We start from the raw sequence: 24,607 nt of genomic DNA, 5'->3' as shown, positions 1-24,607 counted from the left end.
GGCAGCCTATCGCCGCCAGAACCCACTCAGCCCGAGGCCGGCTGAAACACCTAGCCCCACCCAGGCCAGAACATCCCACATCCCATCCCCGAGCAGTGCGGCAAACAGTCCGGCCGCACTGAGCAAGGCGATCAGCGCCGGCCAGGCGAAGATCCTTCCTGTGCTTTGCGACTTGTGGCTCATGCCCGCGCCTCCCGCGATTTGCGTTGCTTGCCCCACCACAGGTACAGGCCGCTGCCCAGCACGATGATGGTCAGGATATCGAGCACGGCCCAGAGGATCTGCATCGGTCGGCCTCCGTAGTCGCCGAAGTGCAGGGGCTGTGACAGGCCCATGGCGTCCATGTACCAGGGGCGCTCGCCCACGGCAGTCACCTCCAGGGTGCGCGCGTCGATCAGGATCGGCGTGAACAGGTGCGAGGTCAGGTTGGTGGCGCCATTCATGAACACCGCATAGTGGTGCTCGCTGGAGAAGCGGGTGCCGGGGAAGGCAATGAAGTCCGGGCGCATGCCGGGCGCGGCCTGTTCGGCGATCTTCAGCAGTTGCGTGGCCGGAGCGCGCTCGGTGAGCGGCGGTGCATCGCGGTAGGGCGCGACCATGGCCGCCAGGCTGTCGTTGCGCCAGGCGGCGATCACCAGGTCGGACAGGGCGCTGATCACCCCGGTGACGCCGACCACCAGGGCCCAGGTCAGGGTGACCACGCCGATCAGGTTGTGCAGGTCGAGCCAGCGCAGGCGCCGGGATTTGTCGTGGCGCACCGTGGCGAACTCCAGGCGGCGCATGAACGGCGCGTACAGCACCGTGCCGGAGACGATCGCGACGACGAACAGCAGGCCCATGAAGGCCAGCCACAGCTTGCCGGGCAGCCCGGCGAACATGTCCACGTGCAGGCGCAGCATCAGCATCATGAAACCGCCGTTGGCCGCCGGCATGGCCACGGCCTCGCCGGTGCGGGCATCGAGCATGAAGGTGTGCGATTGGTCCGGGTGGGTGCCGGCAGTGGCGGCCATGATCGCCACCACGCCGTTGGGTTCGTCCTCTTCGTAGCCGAAGTACTGCATGACTTCGCCAGGGCGGTGTTGCTCGGCCTTGAGCACCAGTTGCTGCAGGTCCAGGTGCGGGGTGCCGGCCGGCATTTCGCGCAGTTCGGGGGCATCGCCCAGCACATGTTCCAACTCGTGGTGGAAGATCAGCGGCAGGCCGGTCAGGGCCAGCAGCAGCAGGAACAGCGTGCACACCAGGCTGCTCCAGGTGTGGATCACTGACCAGCGGCGGATGGTTTGGCTTTTCATCACGGCTCCTTACGCCATCGCGGGGCCAGCCCGCTCCCACCAATCGTGAGAGCGGGCTGGCCCCGCGATGGCTTCGGTCACTCAGAACTTGTAGGTGGCGCTGGCGACGACACTGCGCTGGTCGCCGTAGTAGCAGTAGTAGCCGTCGCAGGTCGAGAGGTAGTCCTTGTTCAGCAGGTTGCTGGCGTTGACCGCCACCGAGGCGCCTTTGAGGCTGCTGTCCAGGCGGCCCAGGTCGTAGTGCACCGCAGCGTCGAACACAGTGTAGGCCTTGCTCTTGCCGAGCCAGGTGTTGGCTTCGTCACCGTAGCGGTTGCCGGTGTAGCGTGCGCCAAGGCCAATGCCGAAGCCGTCAAGCACACCGGTATGCCAGGTGTAGTCGGCCCACAAGGAGGCCTGCTGGTTGGGCATCTGCTGCAGACGGTTGCCTTTGTGCGGCCCTTTCTGGACTTCGGACTTGGCCAGGGTGTAGGCGGCGATCACTTTCAGGTTGTCGGTGACGTCGGAGACGGCTTCCAGCTCCAGGCCGTGGACCTTGACCTCGCCGGTCTGGCTGGAGACCGGCACCCCACCCACGTTGTTGGTGACGGTCACGTTCTTCTGGGTGAGGTCATACACGGCCGCAGACAACAGGGTGTTGGAGCCAGGTGGCTGGTACTTGATGCCGAGCTCCCATTGCTGGCCTTCGGTCGGTTTGAACGACTTCTCGACGTCTGCGTTCGAGCCGCTGCTTGGCTGGAACGACTCGGCATAGGACAGATAGGGAACAAAGCCTGAATCGAACACGTAGCTCAGCGCCGCGTTGCCGCTGAACTGCTTGTCGCGCTGGGTGTTGGTGGCATTGCCCTTGTTGCGGAACGTGGTGCCGGTATGCACCCAGTCTTCACGCCCGCCCAGGGTCAGGCGCCATTTGTCGAGCGCCATCTGGTCCTGGATGTAGAGCCCGGTCTGCACGGTTTTCTGGTTGTAGTCCAGATAGGCCGCGGAGCGGTCTGGGCGGATGATCGGCAAGCCGTACACCGGGTTGTTGACGTTGGTGGCTGGTACGTCGAAGCCATAGATCGAGAGGAAGTCGGACTCGGTGCGCTGGTGGTCCAGGCCGATCAGAACCGTGTGGCTGATGTCACCAGTGGTGAAGTCGGCCTGGAAGTTGTTGTCGAGCGCGAATTGGCTGATGTCCTCATCGACGTTGGTGGACATGCGGTTGGCATTGCCCTCGTTGTCCACCGGGCCGCCGGGTTGGAAGTAGGCACCAACGGTGAGCGCCTGGAATGACAACTCGCTCTTGGTGTAGCGCACGTTCTGGCGGAACTGCCAGACATCGTTGAAACGATGTTCGAAGGCATAGCCCAGCGCGTAGTAGGTGCGGTCGTAGTATTCGTAATCCGGGTCACCCAGGTTCTTGTGGCGGGAGACCTTGCCGAACGGCATGTCGATCTTGGTGCCTTGGATCGGGTAGAACTGGCTGGTGGCGCCGGTATCGTCGCGGGTGAACTGGCTGAGGAAGGTCAGCGAGGTGTCTTCGTCGATGTTCCAGGTCAGGCTTGGGGCGATGTTGTAGCGTTTGTTGTCGATATGGTCGATCTGTGTGCCGCTGTCGCGCACCACGCCGCTGACGCCATAGAGGAACTGGCCCTGCTCATCAAGCTTGCCGGTGCTGGCGAAGTTGATCTGCCGGTGGTTGTCGCTACCGTACTGCAACTGGATCTCGTGGCTGCTCTCGGCCTGGGGGCGGCGGCTGACCATGTCCAGCAGGCCGCCGGGTGGGGTCTGGCCATACACCGATGAGGCCGGGCCACGCAGCAGCGCAAGGCGGTCGAGGTTCCAGGTTTCGGCTTTCGGGTTGGCATAGACGCCGCGGGGCAGGGGCAGGCCGTCGAGGAACTGGGTCGGCTCGAAGCCGCGCACGCGCATCCAGTCATAGCGGGTGTCGCTGCCGAAACTGGCGGAGACGATGCCGGGCATGTACTTCACCGCATCATCCAGGCTCTGCACGCCGCGGTCGCTCATCTGCTGGCGGGTGGCGACGGAAATGGAGCGTGGGACTTCGACCAGCGCGGTGTCGGTCTTGGTGCCGGCGGCGGTGCGCTTGGCGGTATAGTCCTCCACCGGACCCCAGGCACTTTCAAAGCTGCTGTTGGCGTCGATGTTGGTTTCCGGCAGCGCCAGGCTGCCTTCCGCCACCAGGCTGTAGCTGCCGGCGCTGCTTTGCTGCAACTGCAGGCCGGTACCACGCAGGGCTGCCTGTAGCGCGCCGATACCGTTGTACTGGCCGCTTACCGGCGCCGAATTGCGCCCACTGACCAGCGCCGGATCCAGCGCCAGGGCGATACCGGCCTGGCTGGCGATCTGGTTCAGGGTGCTGGCCAGCGGTGCACTGGGCAGGTTGTAGGCACGCATGGCGGACTGTTCGGCGGCGAACAGGGCGGTGCTGGCCAACGGGGTGGCCAGGCCGATGGCCAGGGCCATCAGGCTGGGGCGAAGCAAAGCATCAACGGCACGGGACATTCAGCGGCTCCTCGACGAAATAGTGCTGACTGCTTCCTTGCCGAGCGAGAGTGGGAAAGTGACAGGGGGGTCTGAAAAAAAATACGACTGATTTGCAAAACCCTTTGGGAGGCGGCAAGCCGGCTCCCAAAGGGTGGTCTGGCTGGGGCTATTTGGCGGTAACGGTGACCCACCACGGCGTATGCCGTTCGATCTTCACCGGCAGCACCGGTTGCAGCGAGGCCAGGGCCAGGTCGGTGTCGGTCAGCGGGAAACTGCCGCTCACGCGTAGCTCGGCCACTGCGTCGCTGACGCCCAGGTGGCCGCTACGGTACTGGCCGAGGGTGGCCACCAGGTCGGCCAGGCGCACGTTGTCCACCACCAGCATGCCGCGGGTCCAGGCGTCGCTGCCGACCGCCACGGGGCTGACACTGCCAAGGCCGTCGGCGCTCATCAGCACTTGCTGGCCTTCGCGCAGCACCTGCTCGTCGCCGCTGTGCTGGGGTTTGGCGGCTACCGATGCCTGCAGCACCTCCAGGCGTGTGCCGGCCTCCTCGCGCTTGACCAGGAAGCGGGTACCCAGCGGGCGCAGGCGACCTTCCTCGGTGCGCACCAGCAATGGGCGGCTGTCCTTGTGGCCGGTTTCCACCGAGATCTCGCCCTGGTGCAGGACAATCAGCCGTTGTTCGCCCTGGAAGTCGATGTCCACCGCGGTCTGGCTGTTGAGGCTGAGCAGGGTGCCGTCTTCCAGGCGCAGGGTGCGCAACTCGCCGGTACTGGTGCGTTGGTCGGCCAGCCAGTAGGTGGGCGACAGTGACGGTGCGCCAGCCCAGGCCAGCAGGCCGCCAAGCAGCAGCATGCCGGCCAGGCCGCCCAGGCGCTGGCGCAACCCGGCCCGGGATTGCAGCAGGGTGTGGCGTACCGGCCCGGCGGCAGCGTTGACGCGCTGGTCGAGCATGCCCAGTTGCAGCCAGGCGCGGGCGTGCTCCTCGTGGGCGGCGTGCCAGCGCGTGAACTCGCTGCGTTCGTCCGGGGTACCGCTACCTTCGTCGAGGCAGAGCTTCCAGGCGATGGCCGCTTCCAGCACCTTGCTGGAAACCGGGGCATGCTTCATGTCGGCTCCCCGTAAAGGGCGACATAGCACTGGCGCAGGCCTTGGGCGATGTACTGGCGCACGCGCGAGACCGACACCCCGAGGCGCTCGGCGATCTCGGCGTGCCCCAGGCCGTCCAGGCGGTTGTACAGGAAGGCTGCCCGGGCCTTGCTCGACAGTTTGCCCAGCAAGCGGTCGATGGCCTTGAGGTCTTCGAGGATCAGGTGTTGCTGTTCCGGTGACGGGTGCTCGGCTTCGGGCAGCAGCGCCAGTTCCGCGAGGTAGGCCTGCTCGAGGGCGGCACGACGGAAGTGGTCGAACAACAGGCCCTTGGCCACGGCGACCAGAAAGGCGCGGGGTTCGCGGGGGGCGTCCAGGCGCTCGCGGCCGAGCAGGCGCACGAAGGTGTCCTGGCTCAGGTCCTCGGCACGCTGGCGACAGGCGGTGCTGCGCTGCAGCCAGGCCAGCAGCCAGGTGCGATGGTCGCGGTACAGCGCGCCGACCAGTTCGGCATGTGGACTGTGCGCAGACGTCAAGAAGCGTTCCCCGGGAAAGAATGCGTTAACTAACGATAATTATTCGCGATTGTGGCAGAGGCAGGGGGGAGGGCGCAATTGACGCTTATCGGATTGCCAGCATGTCAGGGGAGCGCGATAAAAGTCAGAGGCCGTGGTGCTGCGCCTTGCGTCGTCGCCACTGGCGCACCCGCTGCTCCAGCTGCAGCGGGCTGTCCAGTTGCTGGCGGCGCGCCTGGCTGAACAGGATCAACGCCAGTTCCGCGGTCACCTGGGCATCGGCGCTGGCATGGTGACGGGCCTGGACTTCGAGGCCGAAACGGGCAATCCAGTCGTCCAGCCCGGCCTCGCGCAGCACGGTGTCGGGGTTGAGCATCGGCGCCAGCTCCGCCACATCGAGAAACGGATGCTGCAGGCGCAGGCCCAGGCTGTCCTTCAACGCCCGGGCCAGCATGCGCTGGTCGAACGGGGCATGGAACGCCAGCACCGGACTGTCGCCGATGAACGTCATCAGGTCGAGCAGGGCTTCGGCCGGTTCGCAGCCGGCGGCCAGGGCGCTTGGGCCCAGGCCGTGGATCAGCACGCTGGCGTTGGTTCTCTGTTCGGGGCGGCGCAGGGTCCGCTCGAACGGCCGACCGAGGTCGATGGCACCGTCCTCGATGGCCACCGCGCCGATCGACAGCACCTGGTCGCGATTGAGATTAAGGCCGCTGGTCTCCAGGTCGAGCACCACCCAGCGCTGTTCGCGCAGGGAGCACACACCCAGAGGCGCAGGGCCGGGCAGCGCGGCCAGGCGCCGCTGCAGCGCCGCATCGAGTTCGGGAGCTGTGGGGCGCAACCAGGCGAACAGGTTCACAACTGGTACCGCAAGGCCAGGCTGCTCTGCAGGCGCTGGGCCTGGCGCAGGGACTCGCGCAGGATGCGCCGGTCCAGGTGGTTGAGGCTGTCGGGGTCGAGCCGGTTGGAGTAAGGCATGTTCTCGCGGCTCTGGCGCTGGTGCTGCTGCATGCGGGTCTGCTGGATGAAGTGGTAGGCCTCTTCATAGGCGGCGCCGTCGAGCGGGTCGATGATGCCCTTGGTGATCAGCTGGCGCAGCCGCTCCAGGGTATTGCACGCCGTGATGCCATGGGCCAGGGCCAGCAGCCTGGCGCCATCGACGAACGGGGTCAGGCCCTGCACCTTGAGGTCGAGGGTGGCGGCCTTGTCGTCACCTTGGCGGGTCAGCACGAACTCGCGCAGGCGCCCGACCGGCGGACGCTGGCGCAGGGCGTTGTCGGCCAGCATGCGCTGGAAGATACGGTTGTCCGCGACCTGCTCCAGCAGGCCCTGGCGCAGTTGCTCGCAGCCTTGCTCGTCGCCCCAGACCACGCGCAGGTCGAAGTAGATGCTCGAGCCCAGCAGGTTCTCGGGGCTGGCTTCGCGCACGAAGCCGGCGAAGCGCCGCGCCCACTCGCCACGCGACAGGCACAGCTCGGGGTTGCCGGCCATCACGTTGCCTTTGCACAGGGTGAAGCCGCACTGGGCCAGGTTGTGGTTGATCTGTTGGGCCAACGGCAGCAAGCGTGCGCGGATCGCCTCGGCTTCGGCGCCGTCACGGGCCTCGAAAAGAATGCCGTTGTCCTGGTCGGTGTGCAGGGTCTGCTCGCGGCGGCCCTCGCTGCCGAAGCACAACCAGCTGAACGGCACGCCGGGGTCGCCGCGCTCGGCGATGGCCAGTTCGATCACCCGGCACACGGTGTGGTCGTTGAGCAGGGTGATGATCTGGGTGATCTGCGTCGAGGATGCGCCGTGGGCGAGCATGCGTTCGACCAGCTGGCCGATTTCGCCGCGCAGTGACACCAGGCTGTCCAGCCGCGGTGCATGGCGGATGGTGCGGGCCAGGTGCACCAGGTCGACGCGTTGCAGGGAGAACAGGTCGCGCTCGGAAATCACCCCGCACAGGCGCTGGTTGTCCACCAGGCAGACATGGGCAATGTGGCGCTCGGTCATCGCCATGGCGGCGTCGAACGCACTGGCCTGGGGGCTCAGGTAGAACGGTTTAGCGGTCATGTAGCGCTCGATGGGCGCGGTCAGTTCGGCGCTGGCGTCGGCCACCACCTGGCGCAGGTCGCGCAGGGTGAAGATGCCGATGGGGTGGCGCTGCTCATCGATGATCACGATGCTGCCAACCTGTTGCTCGTGCATCAGCCGCACGGCTTCGCGCAGTGGCGTGTCTGGCGTGCACACCACCGGGTGGCGCAGCGCCAGCTCGCCCAGCGGCGTGTTCAGCGAGTACTGGGTGCCCAGGGTTTCCACGGCGCGCTGGCGCACTTGCTGGTTGACCTGGTCGAGCAGGCTGCTGACGCCGCGCAGGGCGAAGTCGCGGAACACCTCGGACATGGAAAACACACGAATGAACGCGGCCTTGTCCAGTTGCAGGCAGAAGGTGTCCTCGCCGGCCAGGTGCTCGGTGCGGGTGGCCCGCTCGCCGAGCAAGGCCGCCAGCGGGAAGCATTCACCGCTGGTGATCTCGAAGGTGGTCTCGGTGCCTGGCTTGGTGACATGGTGGCGTTCGCCGACCACGCATCCCTGCTTGACGATATAGAAGTGCTCGACCGGGCCCTCGGCCGGCGTGATGATGCTTTCGCCGCCTGCGTAGAAGCGCAGCTGGCACTGTTCCACCAGGTAGGCCAGGTGGCTGTGTTCCATCTGGTTGAACGGCGGGAAACGCTGCAGGAACTGCAGGGTGCCCTGGATGTTTTGCAGTACCGCTGTCCTGCCGGCCTGGGTATAGGCGTCCTTTTTGCTCATGAAGCTGACCGTATCGCTACGCCGAACTATATATATCTATCTATAGGGGTCGGCTTTGTTGTTCTCGGCCCCCATGGTCGGCTGGCCGTAGTGTGGTGCCCATTGGACGTAAGTCTAGAGCGAGGCTGTCAAGGACCCGACGAAAGGCGAACCGGGCTATGTAAATTCCGCGGTCCTAAGCTGTGAACGAGATTTTTTTGACGAGATGGGCCATGGCCGAGCATGACGACATACTGAGTGACGCCGAGCGCGAGGCACTGGCCGGGGTGAGTGCGCCTGTCGCGGCTCGTCCCGTGGTGCTGGTGGTGGACGACAACCCGGTGAACAGCGAGGCGCTGAGCCTGTACCTGAAGAGCCGAGGTATCGCCTGCATGACGGCTGACGGCGCGCAGGAAGCGATGTTGAAGCTGCATTACGAACCGCGGATCGCGCTGATGATCACCGACCTGCGCATGGAGCCCAAGGATGGCCTGGAGCTGATTCGCCAGGTTCGCGAGTCCGAGCGGGCGGCGCTGTCGATCATCGTGGTGTCGGGCGACACCGATGTGAAGGAGGCGGTGGACGTGATGCACCTGGGGGTAGTGGACTTTCTGCTCAAGCCGGTGGACCTGGGCAAGTTGCTGGAGCTGGTACGCAAAGAACTGAGAATGGATTAATCGTACTGGGTCTGCTTCACAGCCCAATCGCCGGCAAGCCGGCTCCCACAAGGATAGTGCTGACCTGTGGGAGCCGGCTTGCCGGCGATTGGGCCGCAAAGCGGCCCCTTGATGACCTACAGCCCGTTGCGCGCCTTGAACTCGCGACGACGACGGTGCAGGACCGGCTCGGTGTAGCCGTTCGGTTGCTTGGCTCCCTCTACCACCAGCTCTACGGCGGCCTGGAACGCGATGTTGTCATCGAAGTTCGGCGCCATCGGGCGGTACAGGGCGTCACCGGCGTTCTGCTTGTCCACCACCGCGGCCATGCGCTTGAGGCTTTCCAGCACCTGCTCCTGGGTGACCACGCCATGGCGCAGCCAGTTGGCCAGCAGCTGGGCCGAAATCCGCAGGGTGGCACGGTCTTCCATCAGGCCGACATCGTTGATGTCCGGCACTTTCGAACAGCCCACGCCCTGGTCGATCCAGCGCACCACGTAGCCGAGGATGCCCTGGGCGTTGTTGTCCAGCTCGTTGCGGATTTCCTCGGCCGACCAGTTGGTGTTGGCCGCCAGCGGGATGGTGAGGATATCGTCGACCTGCGCTTGGGTGCGCGAAGCCAGCTCGCGCTGACGGGCCTGCACGTCGACCTTGTGATAGTGCAGGGCGTGCAGGGTGGCGGCGGTCGGCGACGGTACCCAGGCGGTGTTGGCACCGGCCAGCGGGTGGGCGATCTTCTGCTCGAGCATGGCGGCCATCAGGTCGGGCATGGCCCACATGCCCTTGCCGATCTGCGCGCGGCCCTGCAGGCCGGTGGCCAGGCCGACATCGACGTTGTTGTTTTCGTAGGCGCCGATCCACTTCTCGTTCTTCATGGCGCCCTTGCGCACCACGGCGCCGGCCTCCATGGAGGTGTGGATCTCGTCACCGGTGCGGTCGAGGAAGCCGGTGTTGATGAACACCACGCGCTCGGCCGCAGCCTTGATGCAGGCCTTGAGGTTGACCGTGGTACGGCGCTCCTCGTCCATGATGCCGACCTTGACGGTGTTGCGCTTCATGCCCAGCAGGTCTTCGACGCGGCTGAAGATCTCGGCGGCGAACGCCACCTCTTCAGGGCCATGCATCTTCGGCTTGACGATGTAGACGCTGCCGGTACGGGTGTTCTTGCGGCTGGTGTTGCCGTTGAGGTTGTGCAGGGCAATCAGGTTGGTGAACAGGCCGTCCTGGATGCCTTCGGGGATTTCATTGCCCTGGGCGTCGAGGATCGCCGGGTTGGTCATCAGGTGCCCGACGTTGCGCACGAACAGCAGCGAGCGGCCGTGCAGGGTCACGCTGCCGCCATTGGGCGCGGCGTATTCGCGATCCGGGTTCATGGTGCGGGTGAAGGTCTTGCCGCCTTTGCTCACGCTTTCGGCCAGGTCGCCTTTCATCAGGCCCAGCCAGTTGCGGTAGACGATGACCTTGTCGTCGGCGTCGACGGCGGCGACCGAGTCTTCGCAGTCCATGATGGTGGTCAGTGCCGATTCCATCAGGATGTCTTTCAGGCCGGCGGCGTCGGTGCTGCCGACCGGGGTGCTGGCGTCGACCTGGATCTCGAAGTGCAGGCCGTTGTGCTTGAGCAGCACCGCGGTCGGCGCGGCGGCATCGCCGTGGAACCCGATCAGCTGGGCATCGTCACGCAGGCCGCTGTTGCTGCCGCCCTTGAGCGCGACCACGAGCTTGCCGCCTTCGATGCGGTAGGCGGTGGAGTCGACATGGGAGCCGGCGGCCAGTGGTGCGGCCTGGTCGAGGAAGGCGCGGCCGAAAGCGATCACCTTGTCGCCACGAACCTTGTTGTAGCCCTGGCCTTTTTCAGCGCCGCCTTCATCGCTGATGGCATCGGTGCCGTAGAGCGCGTCATACAGCGAGCCCCAACGGGCGTTGGCGGCGTTCAGGGCGAAGCGGGCGTTCATCACCGGCACCACCAGCTGCGGGCCGGCCATGACCGCGATCTCTTCATCGACGTTCTGGGTGGTGGCCTGGAAGTCCTCGACGGCTGGCAGCAGGTAGCCGATTTCCTCGAGAAACGCCTTGTAGGCCACGGCGTCGTGGGCCTGGCCTTTACGGGCCTGGTGCCAGGCGTCGATCCTGGCCTGCAGCTCGTCGCGCTTGGCGAGCAGGGCTTTGTTCTTCGGAGCGAGGTCTTTAATGATCTCTGCCGCCCCGGCCCAGAACGCATCGGCCTTGATGCCGGTTCCAGGGATCGCTTCGTCGTTGACGAAGTCGTACAGGGCCTTGGCGACCTGAAGGCCACCGACTTGAACGTATCCAGTCATTGCTTGCCTCACCTCTGCTCAGCTATTTCGCTTTCGCTCTTCTGTATTAAGCCTGTAGCGCTTCTCTAAACACGGCACCAGTGCATGCCCGCGTGATCCGGGGCGGCTGGGTGCGGCTCGCCAGACGGGCCGGCGGGCGGTTGGCGTATTTTCACAGGCGCCTTGGCAGACATCGAAACGACGTTTTTGTAGTCCGCGCCGATGCATACTACATGAAGCAGCAGGCAGGTAAACATCAGACTAAAAGCGTCGCTCTGCGACCGATTGGTCGCATGGGGTCACGCTGGGAGACGACATGTTCGCAAAAAACAGGTGGATTGTTCCAGATAAATCTTGAAACAGTACACGATGAGTTGCCTTGACTGTCCTGCGGCAGGTTGCCGCGCCTTGCCTATACTGATTCGATCCCCGTATCGCCCCCATCTGCGGCGGCGCTTGCAGACGAATGAAGGAGTGGCCCCGTGGACCATCTTGTACTGACCGTGATCGCCCCTGACAAGGCCGGGCAGGTAGAACGTATCGCCCAGTGCATCGCCGATCACAATGGCAACTGGCTGGAAAGCCGCATGTCACGCATGGCCGGCCAGTTCGCCGGGATCTTGCGGGTGGCGGTACCGGCGGAGAACTACGCCGAACTGGTCGAGTCGTTGCAGAAACTGGGCGACCACGGCATTCGAGTGTTGATCGCCGAAAGCGGCATCGAGCCGTCTTGCACCTGGAAACCGATCGCGATGGAACTGGTGGGTAACGACAGGCCCGGCATCGTTCGCGACATTACCCGCCTGCTGGCGGAGCTTGGGGTGAACGTGGAGCGTCTGAGCACCGAGGTGCGCCCGGCGCCGATGAGCAGCGAGCCGTTGTTCCAGGCCGATGCGCTGCTGGCGCTGCCGTTGACCTTGTCGCTGGATGATTTGCAGGCAAGGTTGGAGAGCCTGGCGGATGACCTGATGGTGGAGTTGCGGTTGCGGCCGGAGGATTGACTGCAGGCAATCGCGGGCAAGTCGCAACGGCGAACCGCCGCTCCCACGGTTATCCCGATTTAACGGGGACGCCCCTGTGGATAACCTGGGGGCGTACCGCTACAGCCCAATAGCCACGCCGGTTAGCCAGCATTGAGCAAAAAATACCCAGTTATCAGGCGCTTGTGCACAAACCACGGGGACGAGGGTGTGGATAACCTCTGGAGACCTTGCTGCAGACCACGAATTCCGTGCTCTGCAGCTGTTTGATCACTAATTGATCAGGCGCGCTTGCGCAAACTCAGCCAGGCATCGACGCTGTACACCGCCAGCCCCGCCCAGATGCACGCGAACGCCAGCAGGTTGCTGGAGGTCAGGTGCTCATCGAACAGCCACACCGCCTGCAGCAGCACCAAGGTCGGCGCCAGGTACTGCAGGAAGCCCAGGGTGGTGTACGGCAGGTGGCGTGCGGCGGCGTTGAAGCACACCAGAGGTATCAGGGTGACCGGGCCGGCGGCGATCAGCCACAGGGCCTCGCTGCTGTTGAAGAACGCCAGGCTGGCGCTGTTGGCCGTCGGGTGCAGCAGCAGCCAGCCGATCGCCAGTGGTACCAGCATCCAGGTTTCGACCACCAGGCCGGGCAGCGCCGCGACCGGTGCCTGCTTGCGGATGAGGCCGTAGAAGCCGAACGACAGGGCCAGCGCCAACGATACCCAGGGCAGGCTGCCGACCTGCCAGACCTGTTGCGCCACGCCGAGGGCCGCCAGGCCCACTGCCAGCCATTGCAGGCGGCGCAGGCGCTCACCGAGCAGCAACATGCCCAGTAGTACGTTGATCAGCGGGTTGATGTAGTAGCCCAGGCTGGCCTCGAGCATGCGCCCGTTGTTCACCGCCCATACGTAGGTCAGCCAGTTGCCGGCGATCAGCGTGCCGCTCAGGGCCAGGATGGCCAGGCGCCTGGGGTTGTCGCGCAGTTCGCGCCACCAGCCGGGGTGCTTCCATACCAGCAGCAGGAGCGAGCCGAACAGCGCCGACCAAAGCACCCGATGGACGATGATCTCCACCGCCGGGACGCTCTGGATCGCTTTGAAGTACAGGGGGAACAGGCCCCAGATGATGTAGGCGCCAAGGCCCAGAATATACCCGCGACGCGGGTTTGCGGCGTGCATGCAGAATCCTTGCTTAGGTAGCTAAATAAAGCGACGCCTATTGTAGACAGAGCGCGGCGCGCTTCTAGAACAATTTCAACGGTTGTTCATCGAGAGCGGCCATCTGTTCGCGCAGGGCCAGGATCTGGTCACCCCAGTAGCGCGGCTGGCCGAACCACGGGAAGCTGCGCGGGAATGCCGGGTCATCCCAGCGCCGCGCCAGCCAGGCGCTGTAGTGCAGCTGGCGCAGGGCGCGCAGTGGCTCGATCAGGGCCAGCTCGCGCGGGTCGAAGTCGTGGAACTCGTTGTAGCCGTCGATCAATTCGGCCAGCTGGCCGAGGCGTTCCTCGCGGCTGCCGGCAAGCATCATCCACAGGTCCTGCACCGCCGGGCCCATGCGGCAGTCGTCGAGGTCGACCACATGGTAGATATCGTCGCGGTGCATCAGGTTGCCGGGGTGCAGGTCGCCGTGCAGGCGGATTCGCTGGTGCGGGGTGCGGGCGTAGATATCCTCGACCCGCTTGAGCAGGTCGCGGGCCACGGATTCGAAGGCCGGCAGCAGCTCGCGAGGAACGAAGCCGCCGTCCAGCAGGGTGTTGAGCGAGGCATGGCCAAAGTTGTCCACAGCCAGCTGTTCACGATGTTCGAATGGCCGGATGGCTGCCACGGCATGTAAGCGCCCGAGCAACTGACCCAGGCGGTACAGTTGGTCGAGGTTGCCCGGCTCCGGAGCATGGCCGCCACGGCGCGGGAACAGGGCAAAGCGAAACCCCTGGTGCTCGAACAAGGAGCGGCCCTCGTGCAACAGCGGCGCCACCACGGGCACTTCGCACTCCGCGAGCTCGGCGGTGAAGGCGTGTTCTTCGAGGATTGCCGCATCGCTCCAGCGCCCAGGGCGGTAGAACTTGGCGATCAGCGGTTGTTCCCCCTCGATGCCCACCTGATAGACACGGTTTTCGTAGCTGTTGAGCGCCAGCACCCGCGCATCGCTGAGAAAGCCCAGGCTTTCCACGGCGTCCAGCACGAGGTCGGGGGTGAGGGTGTCGAAGGGGTGGGACATGAAAGGCTCCAGGCGCGGGGACGACGTGGCTGCATGTTACCCCAATCACATGGCAGGCCCCGCCCTTGTCGTAGCCGGTTAGACCGGCACCCCCAGCAACACGAACGACGGATGGAACTGCACCCGCATCATGCTCTGCGGCCCGACTTGATACTGCGCCAGCCAGTCAGCCTCGGCGAAAGCGCACAAGGTCTGCCCGTTACCCAGTGCCAGGCGCACCTCGACTGGACCGTCCTGCTCACCGACAAGCTCCTCGACCTTGGCCTTCAGGCAATTGCTGCCTTGCTCCGCCAGCTCGTCCGGCCCCAGCAACTGCACCCACCCCGCCTTCAGCAGCGCCACCACCGTGCCCCCCAGTGCCAGCTCCAGGCGCTCGGTACTACCCCGGGTGATCAAGGCCTCGATCTCCAGGCCGCCGCCCAGGTCCAGGCTGATGCGGTCATGCCGGCCTTCGCGGCGCAGCCCGCTGATCCGCCCTTGCAACTGGTTGCGCGCACTGGTGCGCAGCATCAGCCGGCCGAGCAACGCGAGGTCGTTGCTGTCCTCGGCGGATTCCAGGATTTCTGCCTGCAACGCCTGCAGGCGCTGGTACAGGCGCAGTACCCGTTCGCCTTCGGCGGACAGCCGGGCGCCACCGCCGCCGCGGCCCCCGGTGCTGCGTTCGACCAGGGGCTGCGCGGCCAGGTTGTTGAGTTCGTCGATGGCATCCCAGGCGGCCTTGTAGCTGATCCCCGCAGCCTTGGCGGCGCGGGTGATGGACCCCTGCTCGGCGACATGTTGCAGCAGGGCGATGCGCTGTGGGCGGCGGGCGATGTGCTGGGTGAGCAAGGCGGGCAGGGACATGGGCGGGCATCAGGCGTGGTGTAGGTCCCGCGACGTTGCCGCCGTCACCGGGGCAAGTCAAGCCTGGCCCGGGCGCGGTGTGCGCGCCAGGCAGTAGATATCCACCCGCCGGGCACCGGCCTTGCGCAGCAACCTGGCGATGGTCTGCGCGGTTGCCCCGGTGGTCAGCACGTCGTCGACCAACGCCAGGTGCAGGCCCTCCAGTTCACTGCCCGGGGTGAGGGCGAAAGCCTGGCGCAGGTTGCGTTGCCGGGCCTTGGCGCCGAGCGCCTGTTGCGCCGGTGTATCGCGCACCCGCTGCAGCAGGTGCTCGTCGCAGGGCAGGCGCAATTGTCTGGCGAGCCAGCGGGCGAGCATCGCCGCCTGGTTGAAGCCGCGCTGGCGCAGTCGACGCCCGGCCAGGGGAACGGGCAACAAGCAGTCAGGCCGTGGCAAGCCTTCGTGATAGTGCTGGCTCAGGCTCTGGCCGAGCAATTGGGCCAGCAACCGCCCCAGGGGCCACTGGCTGTTGTGCTTGAAGCGGCTTATCAGGCTGTCGACGGGAAAGCCGTAATGCCAGGGCGCGATCACCCGTTTGAATGCCGGTGGGCGGCGGCTGCAGTTGCCACAGAGAAGGTCGTCCAACGCCAGGGGCAGCGCGCAACGGCGGCATTGCTCTTGCAGCCAGGGCAGCGCCTGCTCGCAGGCGAGGCACAGGGGATAGGGCTGCCCTGCGGGCTCGTCGCAGAGCAAACAGGACTGATCGATATTTATACAGATGTAAACCGGTATCTTCTTGATTGGTTGACAGTTCATGGGCCTTCCGTGACTATGCGAGCTATCCGTTATGCGCTGGAGGGTTTTCCTGTCCCGGCGTCAGTCAGACCATAGATAAGGAAACGCCGATGAGCGCCAGCGCAATTGCAACAACCCGTCACGACTGGTCCCTGGCCGAGGTCAAGGCACTGTTCCAGCAGCCGTTCAATGACCTGCTGTTCCAGGCCCAGACCATGCACCGCGCGCATTTCGACCCCAACCGTGTGCAGGTCTCCACGCTGCTGTCGATCAAGACCGGCGCCTGCCCGGAAGATTGCAAATATTGTCCGCAGTCCGGCCACTACAACACCGGGCTGGAAAAACAGAAGCTGATGGAAGTGCAGAAGGTGCTGGAGGAGGCCGCCCGGGCCAAGGCCATCGGTTCGACCCGCTTCTGCATGGGCGCGGCGTGGAAGCATCCCTCGGCCAAGGACATGCCCTACGTGCTGGAGATGGTCAAAGGGGTCAAGGCCATGGGCCTGGAAACCTGCATGACCCTCGGCAAGCTCGACCAGGAGCAGACCCAGGCTCTGGCCCAGGCCGGCCTGGACTACTACAACCACAACCTCGATACCTCGCCGGAGTTCTACGGCAGCATCATCACCACCCGTACCTACAGCGAACGCCTGCAGACCCTGGCCTACGTGCGTGACGCCGGCATGAAGATCTGCTCCGGCGGCATCCTTGGCATGGGCGAGTCGCTGGACGACCGCGCAGGCCTGTTGATCCAGCTGGCCAACCTGCCCGAGCACCCGGAGTCGGTGCCGATCAACATGCTGGTCAAGGTTGCCGGCACGCCGCTGGCCGACGAGGAAGACGTCGATCCGTTCGACTTCATCCGCATGCTCGCCGTTGCCCGGATCCTCATGCCCAAGTCCCACGTGCGCCTGTCGGCTGGCCGTGAACAGATGAACGAGCAGATGCAGGCCCTGGCGTTCATGGCCGGGGCCAACTCGATCTTCTACGGCGAGAAGCTGCTGACCACGGCCAACCCGCAGGCCGACAAGGACATGCAGCTGTTCGCCCGCCTGGGTATCCAGCCGGAAGCTCGCGAAGAGCACGCCGACGAAGTGCACCAGGCCGCCATCGAGCAGGCGCTGGTCGAGCAGCGCAGCAGCGAGCTGTTCTACGACGCAGCCTCGGCCTGAGCATGGCCTTCGATCTCGCCGCGCGGCTGGCCGAACGGCGTGCCGCGGACCTCTATCGGCAACGGCCGCTGCTGGAAAGCCCGCAAGGGCCGCAGGTGGTGGTCGATGGCCAGCCGCTGCTGGCCTTCTGCAGCAATGACTACCTGGGCCTGGCCAATCACCCCGAGGTGATCAAGGCCTGGCGCGATGGCGCCGAGCGCTGGGGTGTCGGCGGTGGCGCCTCGCACCTGGTGATCGGCCACAGCACGCCGCACCATGCCGTTGAAGAAGCGCTGGCCGAGTTGACCGGGCGGCCACGGGCATTGCTGTTTTCCACCGGCTACATGGCCAACCTCGGGGCCATCACCGCGCTGGTGGGGCAGGGCGACACAGTCTTGCAGGACCGCCTCAACCACGCTTCCCTGCTCGACGGCGGGCTGCTCAGTGGCGCCCGCTTCAGTCGCTACCTGCACAACGACCCGGCCAGCCTGAGCAGTCGCCTGGAGAAAGCTACCGGCAATACCCTGGTGGTCACCGATGGCGTGTTCAGCATGGATGGCGACTGCGCCGACCTGCCGGCCCTGGCCAAGGCCGCGCGCAGCCGCGACGCTTGGTTGATGGTCGACGATGCCCATGGCTTTGGTACCTTGGGCGCCAACGGCGGCGGCCTGGTCGAGCATTTCGGCCTGGGTGTCGATGACGTGCCGGTGCTGATCGGCACGCTGGGCAAGGCCTGTGGCACCGCTGGCGCCTTCGTTGCCGGCAGCGAGGACCTGATCGAGGCACTGGTGCAGTTCGCCCGGCCCTACATCTACACCACCAGCCAGCCGCCGGCATTGGCGTGCGCCACACTCAAGGCGCTGGAGCTGTTGCGTCGGGAGCGCTGGCGGCGTGAGCACCTGGCCGCGCTGGTCCGGCAGTTCCGCGCGGGCGCCGAGGAGATAGGCCTGACCCTGATGGACAGCCACACCGCAATCCAGCCGATCCTTATCGGCGATGCGGGGCGGGCGCTGGCATTGTCCCGCTTGCTGCGCGAGCGCGGGCTGCTGGTCACGGCGATTCGCCCACCCACCGTGCCCGCCGGCAGTGCCCGTCTGCGGGTGACCCTGAGCGCCGCCCACAGCGAGGCGCAGGTGCAGCTATTGTTGAATGCATTGGCCGAGTGTTATCCACAGCTGGAGTCCGCCGATGCGTAACCGAATGATCCTTCTGCCCGGCTGGGGGCTGGGCACCGCCTCACTGGAGCCGCTGGCCGCCAGCCTGCGTGCCCAGGACCCGCGCCTGCAGGTCGAACTGATGCCGTTGCCGGATCTGCCCGACAACGACCCGCTGGCCTGGGTCGACTACCTCGACCGCAAGCTGCCCAACGACGTGTGGCTGGGCGGCTGGTCGCTGGGTGGCATGCTTGCCAGCGCCCTGGCGCACAAGCGCGGCGATCATTGCTGCGGCTTGCTCACCCTGGCCAGCAACCCCAGTTTCGTCGCTCGGCCGGATTGGCCGCACGGGATGGCGCCGGATACCTTCGGTACCTTCCTCGATGGCTGCCGCAGCCATACCCAGGTGACCCTCAAGCGTTTCCGTACCTTGTGCAGCGACGGCGCGCAGCAACCACGCACCTTGCTGCGCCAACTGGGCGTCGGCGTGCCCGACACCGATCCGCTGTACCTGGCCACCGGGCTGGAGGTGCTGGCCAGCCTTGATACACGCGCTGCCCTGGAGCAATACGGCGGCCCGCAGCTGCACCTGTTTGCCGGCAGTGACGCGCTGGTGCCGGTGGAGGCTGCCAAGGCCCTGAGCGACCTGTTGCCCGACGTGGAAGTCGGCCTGGTCGAAGACAGTTCCCACGCCTTCCTGCTGGAGTACCCGCAGGAGCTGGCGGCGGGCATCAAGAGTTTCCTGCATGAGAGTGGCGATGACTGATCTTTCCCAGCCCACCTTGCCCGGTGCCCTGCCGGACAAGCGCCAGGTGGCGGCTTCGTTTTCCCGCGCCGCGGCCAGCTACGACAGTGTCGCGGCCCTGCAGCGCGCCGTAGGCATGGCGTTGCTGGAGAAACTGCCCGCAGGTCTTGCCCCTGTGCGCTGGCTGGACATGGGCAGTGGCACCGGCCATTTCAGCCGGGTCCTGGCCGAGCGCTTCAAAGATGCCGATGGTGTGGCGGTGGACATCGCCGAGGGCATGTTGCGCCATGCCCGTGAGCACGGCGGCGCCCGGCACCATGTGGCAGGTGACGCCGAGCGTCTGCCGTTGCGCGATGGCAGTGTCGACCTGCTGTTCAGCAGCCTGGCGGTGCAGTGGTGCGGCCAGTTCGCCAGCGTGCTGGGTGAGGCGCGGCGGGTGCTGCGTCCAGGCGGGGTGCTGGCATTCAGCAGCTTGTGCGTGGGCACCCTCGATGAGCTGCGTGCCAGCTGGCAAGCCGTCGATGGCATGGTGCATGTCAATCGCTTCCGGCGTTTCGAGGATTACCAGCGTCTATGCGCGGACAGCGGCCTGGAGGTGATCGACCTGGAGCGGCGTCCCCATGTACTGCACTACCCCGACGTGCGCAGCCTGACCCACGAGCTCAAGGCACTGGGTGCGCACAACCTCAATCCGGGGCGCCCATCGGGGTTGACCGGACGTGCGCGGATGCAGGGCCTGTTGCAGGCCTATGAACAGTTCCGCCAGCCTCAGGGGCTGCCTGCCACCTATCAGGTGGTGTATGGCGTCTTGCGCAAACCGCTGGCCGGAGAGCAGTGACATGAGCCAGGCCTATTTCGTTGCTGGCACCGACACCGATGTCGGCAAGACCACCATCGCCGCGGGTCTGCTGCATGCTGCCATGCAGTCGGGGCTGAGCACGTTGGCGGCCAAACCGGTGGCATCCGGGTGCATGGTGACGCCCAGAGGGTTGCGCAACAGCGATGCCCTGGCGTTGATCGATGAAAGCTCGATCAAACTGCCCTATGAAGCGGTCAACCCTTTCGCTTTCGAGCCGGCCATCGCTCCACACGTGGCGGCGCACGAGGCGGGGGTGGTATTGAGCGTGCCGGTGCTGCGTGATGCGATGCAGCAGGTGCTGGCGCAGCACGCCGACTTCACCTTGATCGAAGGGGCAGGTGGCTGGCGGGTGCCGTTGTCCGACCATGCCAACCTGTCAGACCTGGCCATTGCCCTGAAACTGCCGGTAATCCTGGTGGTAGGGGTGCGGTTGGGATGTATCAACCACGCCTTGCTCAGCGCCGAAGCCATCGCCCGCGACGGCCTGCAACTGGCCGGTTGGGTGGCGAACATCGTCGATCCGCGTACATCGCGCCTGGAGGAGAACCTGTCGAGCCTGGCCGAGCGGCTGCCCGCGCCATGCCTGGGGCGCGTACCCTGGTTGAAGCAGGCGAGCGCCGCCGCAGTGGCCGAGCATTTGCACCTGGACCTGTTGGATTAGGCCTTTACCTATCAGCTGGCACTAGGCTATTAGGGATTTAAACGGGCCTTTTTCCCAGTCTGCTGCTTTAATAAGGCCTGTTCATCATCCAGCGTCATGGAGTCCTGACATGGAAATCAATGCGAGCTCCGCCTACTACGCGGGCCTGGGTGCCATCCAGAACGGCCATAACCGTGTCGACCAGGCCGCCCAGCAGATCGCCAGCGGCGCCGTCGAGCGTGGCACCAGCGGGCAGTCCACCGACTACCAGGCCGAGCGCCTGCGCGGCGTTGACCGCAGTCAGCAGATGGATCTAGCCACCAGCACCGTGCAACTGGCCCTGGGCAAGCACGAAGTCGAACTAGGTGCCAAAGTCGCCAAGGCTTCCGATGAAATGCTCGGTCGGTTCATCGACACCTACGCCTGATTCGCTGAACCACATTCGCTTACTTCGCGGGGCAAGCCCGCTTCCATTCGTGGGAGCAGGCTTGCCCCGCGATGCGTTTGAGGGTGTTTGGCTGAATCGTCATATTCGGCGGCATAAATGCCATTGTTAGCCCTCCTTGACAGCGAGGCCTCCTAAACGTAAGTTTCAAACAACTGTTTGACCGAAAGCCGCCAAGAGCTGGTCGGTACCCGCGGTCTCCCTACCGAACTCATCACAGAGGTTCATCGCAATGCCTGATTACAAAGCCCCCTTGCGTGATATCCGCTTCGTCCGCGACGAACTGCTCGGCTATGAGGCGCATTATCAGAGCCTGCCGGGCTGCCAGGACGCCACGCCCGACATGGTCGACGCGATCCTGCAGGAAGGCGCGAAGTTCTGTGAAGAGGTACTGGCCCCGCTGAACCGCGTCGGCGACCTGGAAGGCTGCACATGGAGCGAGGCGGGCGTGAAGACCCCGACCGGCTTCAAGGAAGCCTACCAGCAGTTCGTCGAAGGCGGCTGGCCGAGCCTGGCCCACGACGCCGAGCACGGCGGCCAGGGCCTGCCTGAGTCGCTGGGCCTGGCCCTGAGCGAAATGGTCGGTGAGTCGAACTGGTCGTGGGGCATGTACCCAGGCCTGTCCCATGGCGCGATGAACACCATCTCCGAGCACGGTACCCCCGAGCAGCAGGAGACCTACCTGACCAAACTGGTGTCCGGCGAATGGACCGGCACCATGTGCCTGACCGAGCCGCACTGCGGCACCGACTTGGGCATGCTGCGCACCAAGGCCGAACCTCAGGCCGACGGCAGCTACAAAGTGTCCGGCACCAAGATCTTCATCTCGGCCGGTGAACACGACATGGCCGATAACATCGTGCACATCGTCCTGGCCCGCCTGCCCGATGCGCCGGCCGGCACCAAGGGTATCTCGCTGTTCATCGTGCCGAAGTTCCTGCCCAACGCCGAAGGCGGCGCGGGCGAGCGCAACGGCGTGAGCTGCGGCTCGCTCGAGCACAAGATGGGCATCCACGGTAACGCCACCTGCGTGATGAACTTCGACAGCGCCACCGGCTACCTGATCGGCCCGGCGAACAAGGGCCTGAACTGCATGTTCACCTTCATGAACACCGCTCGCCTGGGTACCGCGCTGCAAGGCCTGGCCCACGCCGAAGTGGCGTTCCAGGGCGGCCTGAAGTATGCCCGCGATCGCCTGCAGATGCGCTCGCTGACCGGCCCGAAAGCACCGGAAAAAGCCGCTGACCCGATCATCGTCCACCCGGACGTGCGCCGCATGCTGCTGACCATGAAGGCGTTCGCCGAAGGCAACCGCGCCATGGTCTACTTCACCGCCAAGCAGGTGGACATCGTCAAGTACAGCCAGGACGAGGAAGAGCGCAAGAAGGCCGACGCGCTGCTGGCCTTCCTGACCCCGATTGCCAAGGCATTCATGACCGAAGTCGGCTTCGAGTCTGCCAACCACGGTGTGCAGATCTACGGCGGCCACGGCTTCATCGCCGAATGGGGCATGGAGCAGAACGTACGCGACAGCCGTATTTCCATGCTGTACGAAGGCACCACCGGCATCCAGGCGCTCGACCTGCTCGGTCGCAAGGTGCTGATGACCCAGGGCGAGGCGCTCAAGGGCTTCACCAAGATCGTTCACAAGTTCTGCCAATCCCAGGAAGGCAACGCCGCCACCAAGGAGTTCGTCGAGCCGCTGGCCGCGATCAACAAGGAATGGGGCGAGCTGACCATGAAGATCGGCATGGCCGCGATGAAGGACCGCGAGGAAGTGGGTGCCGCTTCGGTGGACTACCTGATGTACTCCGGCTATGCGTGCCTGGCCTACTTCTGGGCCGACATCGCCCGCCTGGCAGCCGAGAAACTGGCGGCCGGCACCAGCGAAGAGGCGTTCTACACCGCCAAGCTGCAGACTGCGCGCTTCTACTTCCAGCGCATCCTGCCACGTACCCGCACCCACGTGGCGGCCATTCTGTCCGGCGCGGACAACCTGATGGCGATGAAGGAAGAAGACTTCGGTCTGTCCATCTAAGCCAAGACGGTTGCACGAAACCGCCTGCCCTTACCGGCAGGCGGTTTTTTTTTGCCTGCGACTTTGCGCGAAGCCGCTTGGCGCGGGGCACACCCATGCCCCGCGATGGAGTACTCCTATAGGCAAATGTCGCATCCAGTTACGAGAAAGTCTCAAGCTGGCCGCCATCCTTGCCGTTAAAGCGTCCGTAAATTCATCTATTCATGTGCGCTGCCGATGAAGTAGGGGCACAATGCCATTATTGATCTGCCGGGTCGGAGATTACCCTTGTTTCGTCTATCCGCTGTACGTGCGAGCCACTTTCTGCCATCGCTGATCCTTCTGCTGGCGGGGCTCGCTGCAGCCTATGTGAGGGACCTCAGCGTCTTCTTCACATCGCTGTTCAATGTCCTGCCCACCTTGGTCCTGTTGCTGGGCGGCGCCTACTGCGCGGTGTATCGCCGCCAGCGTGAGCTGTTCCTGATGGTCACGGTGTACATCGCCTATTTCCTGCTCGACACCCAGACTGATTTCTACCGCGACAATGGCCGGGTCCGCGAGGATGCCGCGGTGATCTTCCACCTGGTCTGCCTGTTGTTGCCGGCGCTGTTCGGCCTGTATGGCGCCTGGCAGGAACGCACGCACCTGGCCCAGGACCTGCTGGCCCGGTTCGCCGTGCTGTTCGCCGTGAGCAGCGTGGCGGTGGCGCTGGAGCAAAGTTTCCCCGAGGCGCTGCTGGGCTGGCTGGCCGAGATCCGCTGGCCCTCGCTGCATGGCCAGTGGATGAGCCTCATCCAGTTGGCTTATCCGCTGTTCCTGGCGGTGTTCATCCTGCTGGTGGTGCAGTACCTGCGTGAGCCCAGGCCGTTGCATGCCGCGCAGATCATCGGCCTGATCGGCATTTTCTGGATGCTGCCCAAGACCTTCATCCTGCCGTTCACCCTGAACATCATGTGCAGCCAGGTGATGCTGATGATCGCCGCCGCGGTATCCCACGAGGCCTACCAGATGGCCTTCCGCGACGAGCTGACCGGCCTGCCGGGGCGGCGCGCCCTGAACGAGCGCATGCAACGCCTGGGGCGCAACTATGTGATCGCCATGACCGACGTCGACCACTTCAAGAAATTCAACGACACCCATGGTCACGATGTCGGCGACCAGGTGTTGCGCCTGGTTGCCAGCCGTTTGTCCAAGGTGACCGGGGGCGGGCGCGCCTACCGTTACGGTGGCGAGGAGTTCGCCCTGGTGTTCGCCGGCAAGACCGCCGAAGAATGCCTGCCGCACCTGGAGGCGGTGCGCGAGATGATCGCCAACTATGCGATCCAGTTGCGCGACCAGAACAGTCGACCGCAGGATGACTCCACCGGTCGCCAGCGCCGTGGGGGCGGCGCCAACACCACGGTGTCGGTGACCATCAGCATCGGCGTCGCCGAGCGCCAGGTCGAGCACCGCAACCCCGACGAAGTGCTCAAGTCCGCCGACCAGGCGCTGTACAGCGCCAAGGGAGCGGGGCGTAACTGCGTCATGACCTTCGGTCAGCAGTCGCGGCGTGGGGCCGTGCGCATGGCGGGTTAGCGCGTGACTATGCCTGACCATTCGGTCGCATGATGACCCTATGTCTCGTAAAAGTTGTTCGGTTACACTGCGGTCATCCCAGTGCCGCGGCCTTCACGGGCCGCCCCGACCCT

21 protein-coding genes and 1 pseudogene are annotated in these 24,607 nt (G+C 65.1%); 10 read left to right on the top strand and 12 right to left on the bottom strand.

Going from position 1 to position 24,607, the window contains the following annotated elements; genetic code table 11:
* Positions 1-6 precede the first annotated feature (6 nt).
* From CCOS191_RS28265 to CCOS191_RS25085, 7 genes are all read right to left on the bottom strand, one after another.
* On the bottom strand, positions 7-183 hold the full coding sequence (locus tag CCOS191_RS28265; protein ID WP_172670908.1) for a hypothetical protein: 177 nt from the start codon (positions 181-183) through the stop codon (positions 7-9).
* Positions 180-1,292, bottom strand: coding sequence for a PepSY-associated TM helix domain-containing protein (locus tag CCOS191_RS25110; protein WP_046857425.1), 1,113 nt, complete (start codon positions 1,290-1,292; stop codon positions 180-182). The genes CCOS191_RS28265 and CCOS191_RS25110 overlap by 4 nt, the downstream gene beginning before the upstream one ends.
* An 81-nt stretch (positions 1,293-1,373) precedes the next feature.
* Positions 1,374-3,800: a TonB-dependent siderophore receptor gene (locus CCOS191_RS25105; RefSeq protein ID WP_046857424.1), complete on the bottom strand. Its 2,427-nt coding sequence runs from the start codon at positions 3,798-3,800 to the stop codon at positions 1,374-1,376.
* A gap of 148 nt (positions 3,801-3,948) precedes the next feature.
* A complete protein-coding gene (locus tag CCOS191_RS25100; protein WP_046857423.1) occupies positions 3,949-4,893 on the bottom strand; it encodes a FecR domain-containing protein in 945 nt (314 codons plus the stop codon).
* Positions 4,890-5,408, bottom strand: a complete 519-nt coding sequence (locus CCOS191_RS25095; RefSeq protein ID WP_038707220.1) for an RNA polymerase sigma factor — start codon at positions 5,406-5,408, stop codon at positions 4,890-4,892. The genes CCOS191_RS25100 and CCOS191_RS25095 overlap by 4 nt, the downstream gene beginning before the upstream one ends.
* A gap of 124 nt (positions 5,409-5,532) precedes the next feature.
* Positions 5,533-6,243: a 3'-5' exonuclease gene (locus CCOS191_RS25090; RefSeq protein ID WP_046857422.1), complete on the bottom strand. Its 711-nt coding sequence runs from the start codon at positions 6,241-6,243 to the stop codon at positions 5,533-5,535.
* Positions 6,240-8,177 (bottom strand): putative nucleotidyltransferase substrate binding domain-containing protein, encoded by a 1,938-nt coding sequence (locus CCOS191_RS25085; RefSeq protein WP_046857421.1) that lies wholly within the window; start codon positions 8,175-8,177, stop codon positions 6,240-6,242. Before CCOS191_RS25085 ends, CCOS191_RS25090 begins: the two co-directional genes overlap by 4 nt.
* 205 nt (positions 8,178-8,382) lie before the next feature.
* Here CCOS191_RS25085 and CCOS191_RS25080 point away from each other — a divergent pair.
* A pseudogene (locus tag CCOS191_RS25080) lies at positions 8,383-8,833 on the top strand (response regulator).
* Between the two features lie 116 nt (positions 8,834-8,949).
* On the opposite strand, the gene CCOS191_RS25075 reads toward CCOS191_RS25080, so the two are convergent.
* A complete protein-coding gene (locus tag CCOS191_RS25075; RefSeq protein ID WP_046857419.1) occupies positions 8,950-11,127 on the bottom strand; it encodes a malate synthase G in 2,178 nt (725 codons plus the stop codon).
* A gap of 461 nt (positions 11,128-11,588) precedes the next feature.
* Between CCOS191_RS25075 and CCOS191_RS25070 the strand changes: the two genes are divergently transcribed.
* Positions 11,589-12,107 (top strand): glycine cleavage system protein R, encoded by a 519-nt coding sequence (locus tag CCOS191_RS25070; protein ID WP_046857418.1) that lies wholly within the window; start codon positions 11,589-11,591, stop codon positions 12,105-12,107.
* A 260-nt stretch (positions 12,108-12,367) separates the two neighbouring features.
* Here CCOS191_RS25070 and rarD read toward each other — a convergent pair whose 3' ends face one another.
* From rarD to CCOS191_RS25050, 4 genes are all read right to left on the bottom strand, one after another.
* Complete coding sequence (rarD, locus tag CCOS191_RS25065; protein WP_046857417.1) at positions 12,368-13,255, bottom strand: EamA family transporter RarD; 888 nt, start codon at positions 13,253-13,255, stop codon at positions 12,368-12,370.
* Positions 13,256-13,319: 64 nt separating this feature from the next.
* Positions 13,320-14,294 carry a serine/threonine protein kinase gene (locus CCOS191_RS25060; RefSeq protein WP_046857416.1) on the bottom strand — a complete coding sequence of 325 codons (975 nt, stop codon included), beginning with the start codon at positions 14,292-14,294 and terminating at the stop codon, positions 13,320-13,322.
* A gap of 78 nt (positions 14,295-14,372) precedes the next feature.
* The gene (locus tag CCOS191_RS25055; RefSeq protein ID WP_046857415.1) at positions 14,373-15,137 is read right to left on the bottom strand and encodes a TOBE domain-containing protein; all 765 of its coding nucleotides are present in this window, start codon (positions 15,135-15,137) and stop codon (positions 14,373-14,375) included.
* Between the two features lie 57 nt (positions 15,138-15,194).
* Complete coding sequence (locus tag CCOS191_RS25050) at positions 15,195-15,932, bottom strand: ComF family protein (RefSeq protein ID WP_046857414.1); 738 nt, start codon at positions 15,930-15,932, stop codon at positions 15,195-15,197.
* Between the two features lie 89 nt (positions 15,933-16,021).
* On the opposite strand from CCOS191_RS25050, the gene bioB reads away from it, so the two are divergent.
* The 8 genes from bioB to CCOS191_RS25010 all read left to right on the top strand — a co-directional run bounded on the left by bioB (position 16,022) and on the right by CCOS191_RS25010 (position 24,494).
* Complete coding sequence (gene bioB / locus CCOS191_RS25045) at positions 16,022-17,080, top strand: biotin synthase BioB (protein WP_046857413.1); 1,059 nt, start codon at positions 16,022-16,024, stop codon at positions 17,078-17,080.
* 2 nt (positions 17,081-17,082) lie between these two features.
* On the top strand, positions 17,083-18,255 hold the full coding sequence (gene bioF / locus CCOS191_RS25040) for an 8-amino-7-oxononanoate synthase (RefSeq protein WP_046857412.1): 1,173 nt from the start codon (positions 17,083-17,085) through the stop codon (positions 18,253-18,255).
* Complete coding sequence (locus CCOS191_RS25035) at positions 18,248-18,979, top strand: alpha/beta fold hydrolase (RefSeq protein ID WP_046857411.1); 732 nt, start codon at positions 18,248-18,250, stop codon at positions 18,977-18,979. Before bioF ends, CCOS191_RS25035 begins: the two co-directional genes overlap by 8 nt.
* Positions 18,972-19,796 (top strand): malonyl-ACP O-methyltransferase BioC, encoded by an 825-nt coding sequence (gene bioC / locus CCOS191_RS25030; protein ID WP_046857410.1) that lies wholly within the window; start codon positions 18,972-18,974, stop codon positions 19,794-19,796. Before CCOS191_RS25035 ends, bioC begins: the two co-directional genes overlap by 8 nt.
* Before the next feature lies 1 nt (position 19,797).
* Positions 19,798-20,478 carry a dethiobiotin synthase gene (bioD, locus tag CCOS191_RS25025; protein WP_046857409.1) on the top strand — a complete coding sequence of 227 codons (681 nt, stop codon included), beginning with the start codon at positions 19,798-19,800 and terminating at the stop codon, positions 20,476-20,478.
* 109 nt (positions 20,479-20,587) lie between these two features.
* Complete coding sequence (locus CCOS191_RS25020) at positions 20,588-20,884, top strand: hypothetical protein (RefSeq protein ID WP_046857408.1); 297 nt, start codon at positions 20,588-20,590, stop codon at positions 20,882-20,884.
* Positions 20,885-21,134: 250 nt separating this feature from the next.
* Complete coding sequence (locus CCOS191_RS25015) at positions 21,135-22,940, top strand: phenylacyl-CoA dehydrogenase (RefSeq protein ID WP_046857407.1); 1,806 nt, start codon at positions 21,135-21,137, stop codon at positions 22,938-22,940.
* A gap of 267 nt (positions 22,941-23,207) precedes the next feature.
* Positions 23,208-24,494 carry a GGDEF domain-containing protein gene (locus tag CCOS191_RS25010; protein WP_046857406.1) on the top strand — a complete coding sequence of 429 codons (1,287 nt, stop codon included), beginning with the start codon at positions 23,208-23,210 and terminating at the stop codon, positions 24,492-24,494.
* Positions 24,495-24,607 lie beyond the last annotated feature (113 nt).

Source organism: Pseudomonas sp. CCOS 191 (assembly GCF_001007005.1).
Classification (GTDB): Bacteria; Pseudomonadota; Gammaproteobacteria; order Pseudomonadales; family Pseudomonadaceae; genus Aquipseudomonas; species Aquipseudomonas soli.
Note: the sequence above shows the minus strand (reverse complement) of the source record. Positions and strands in the feature narration are given on the sequence as shown.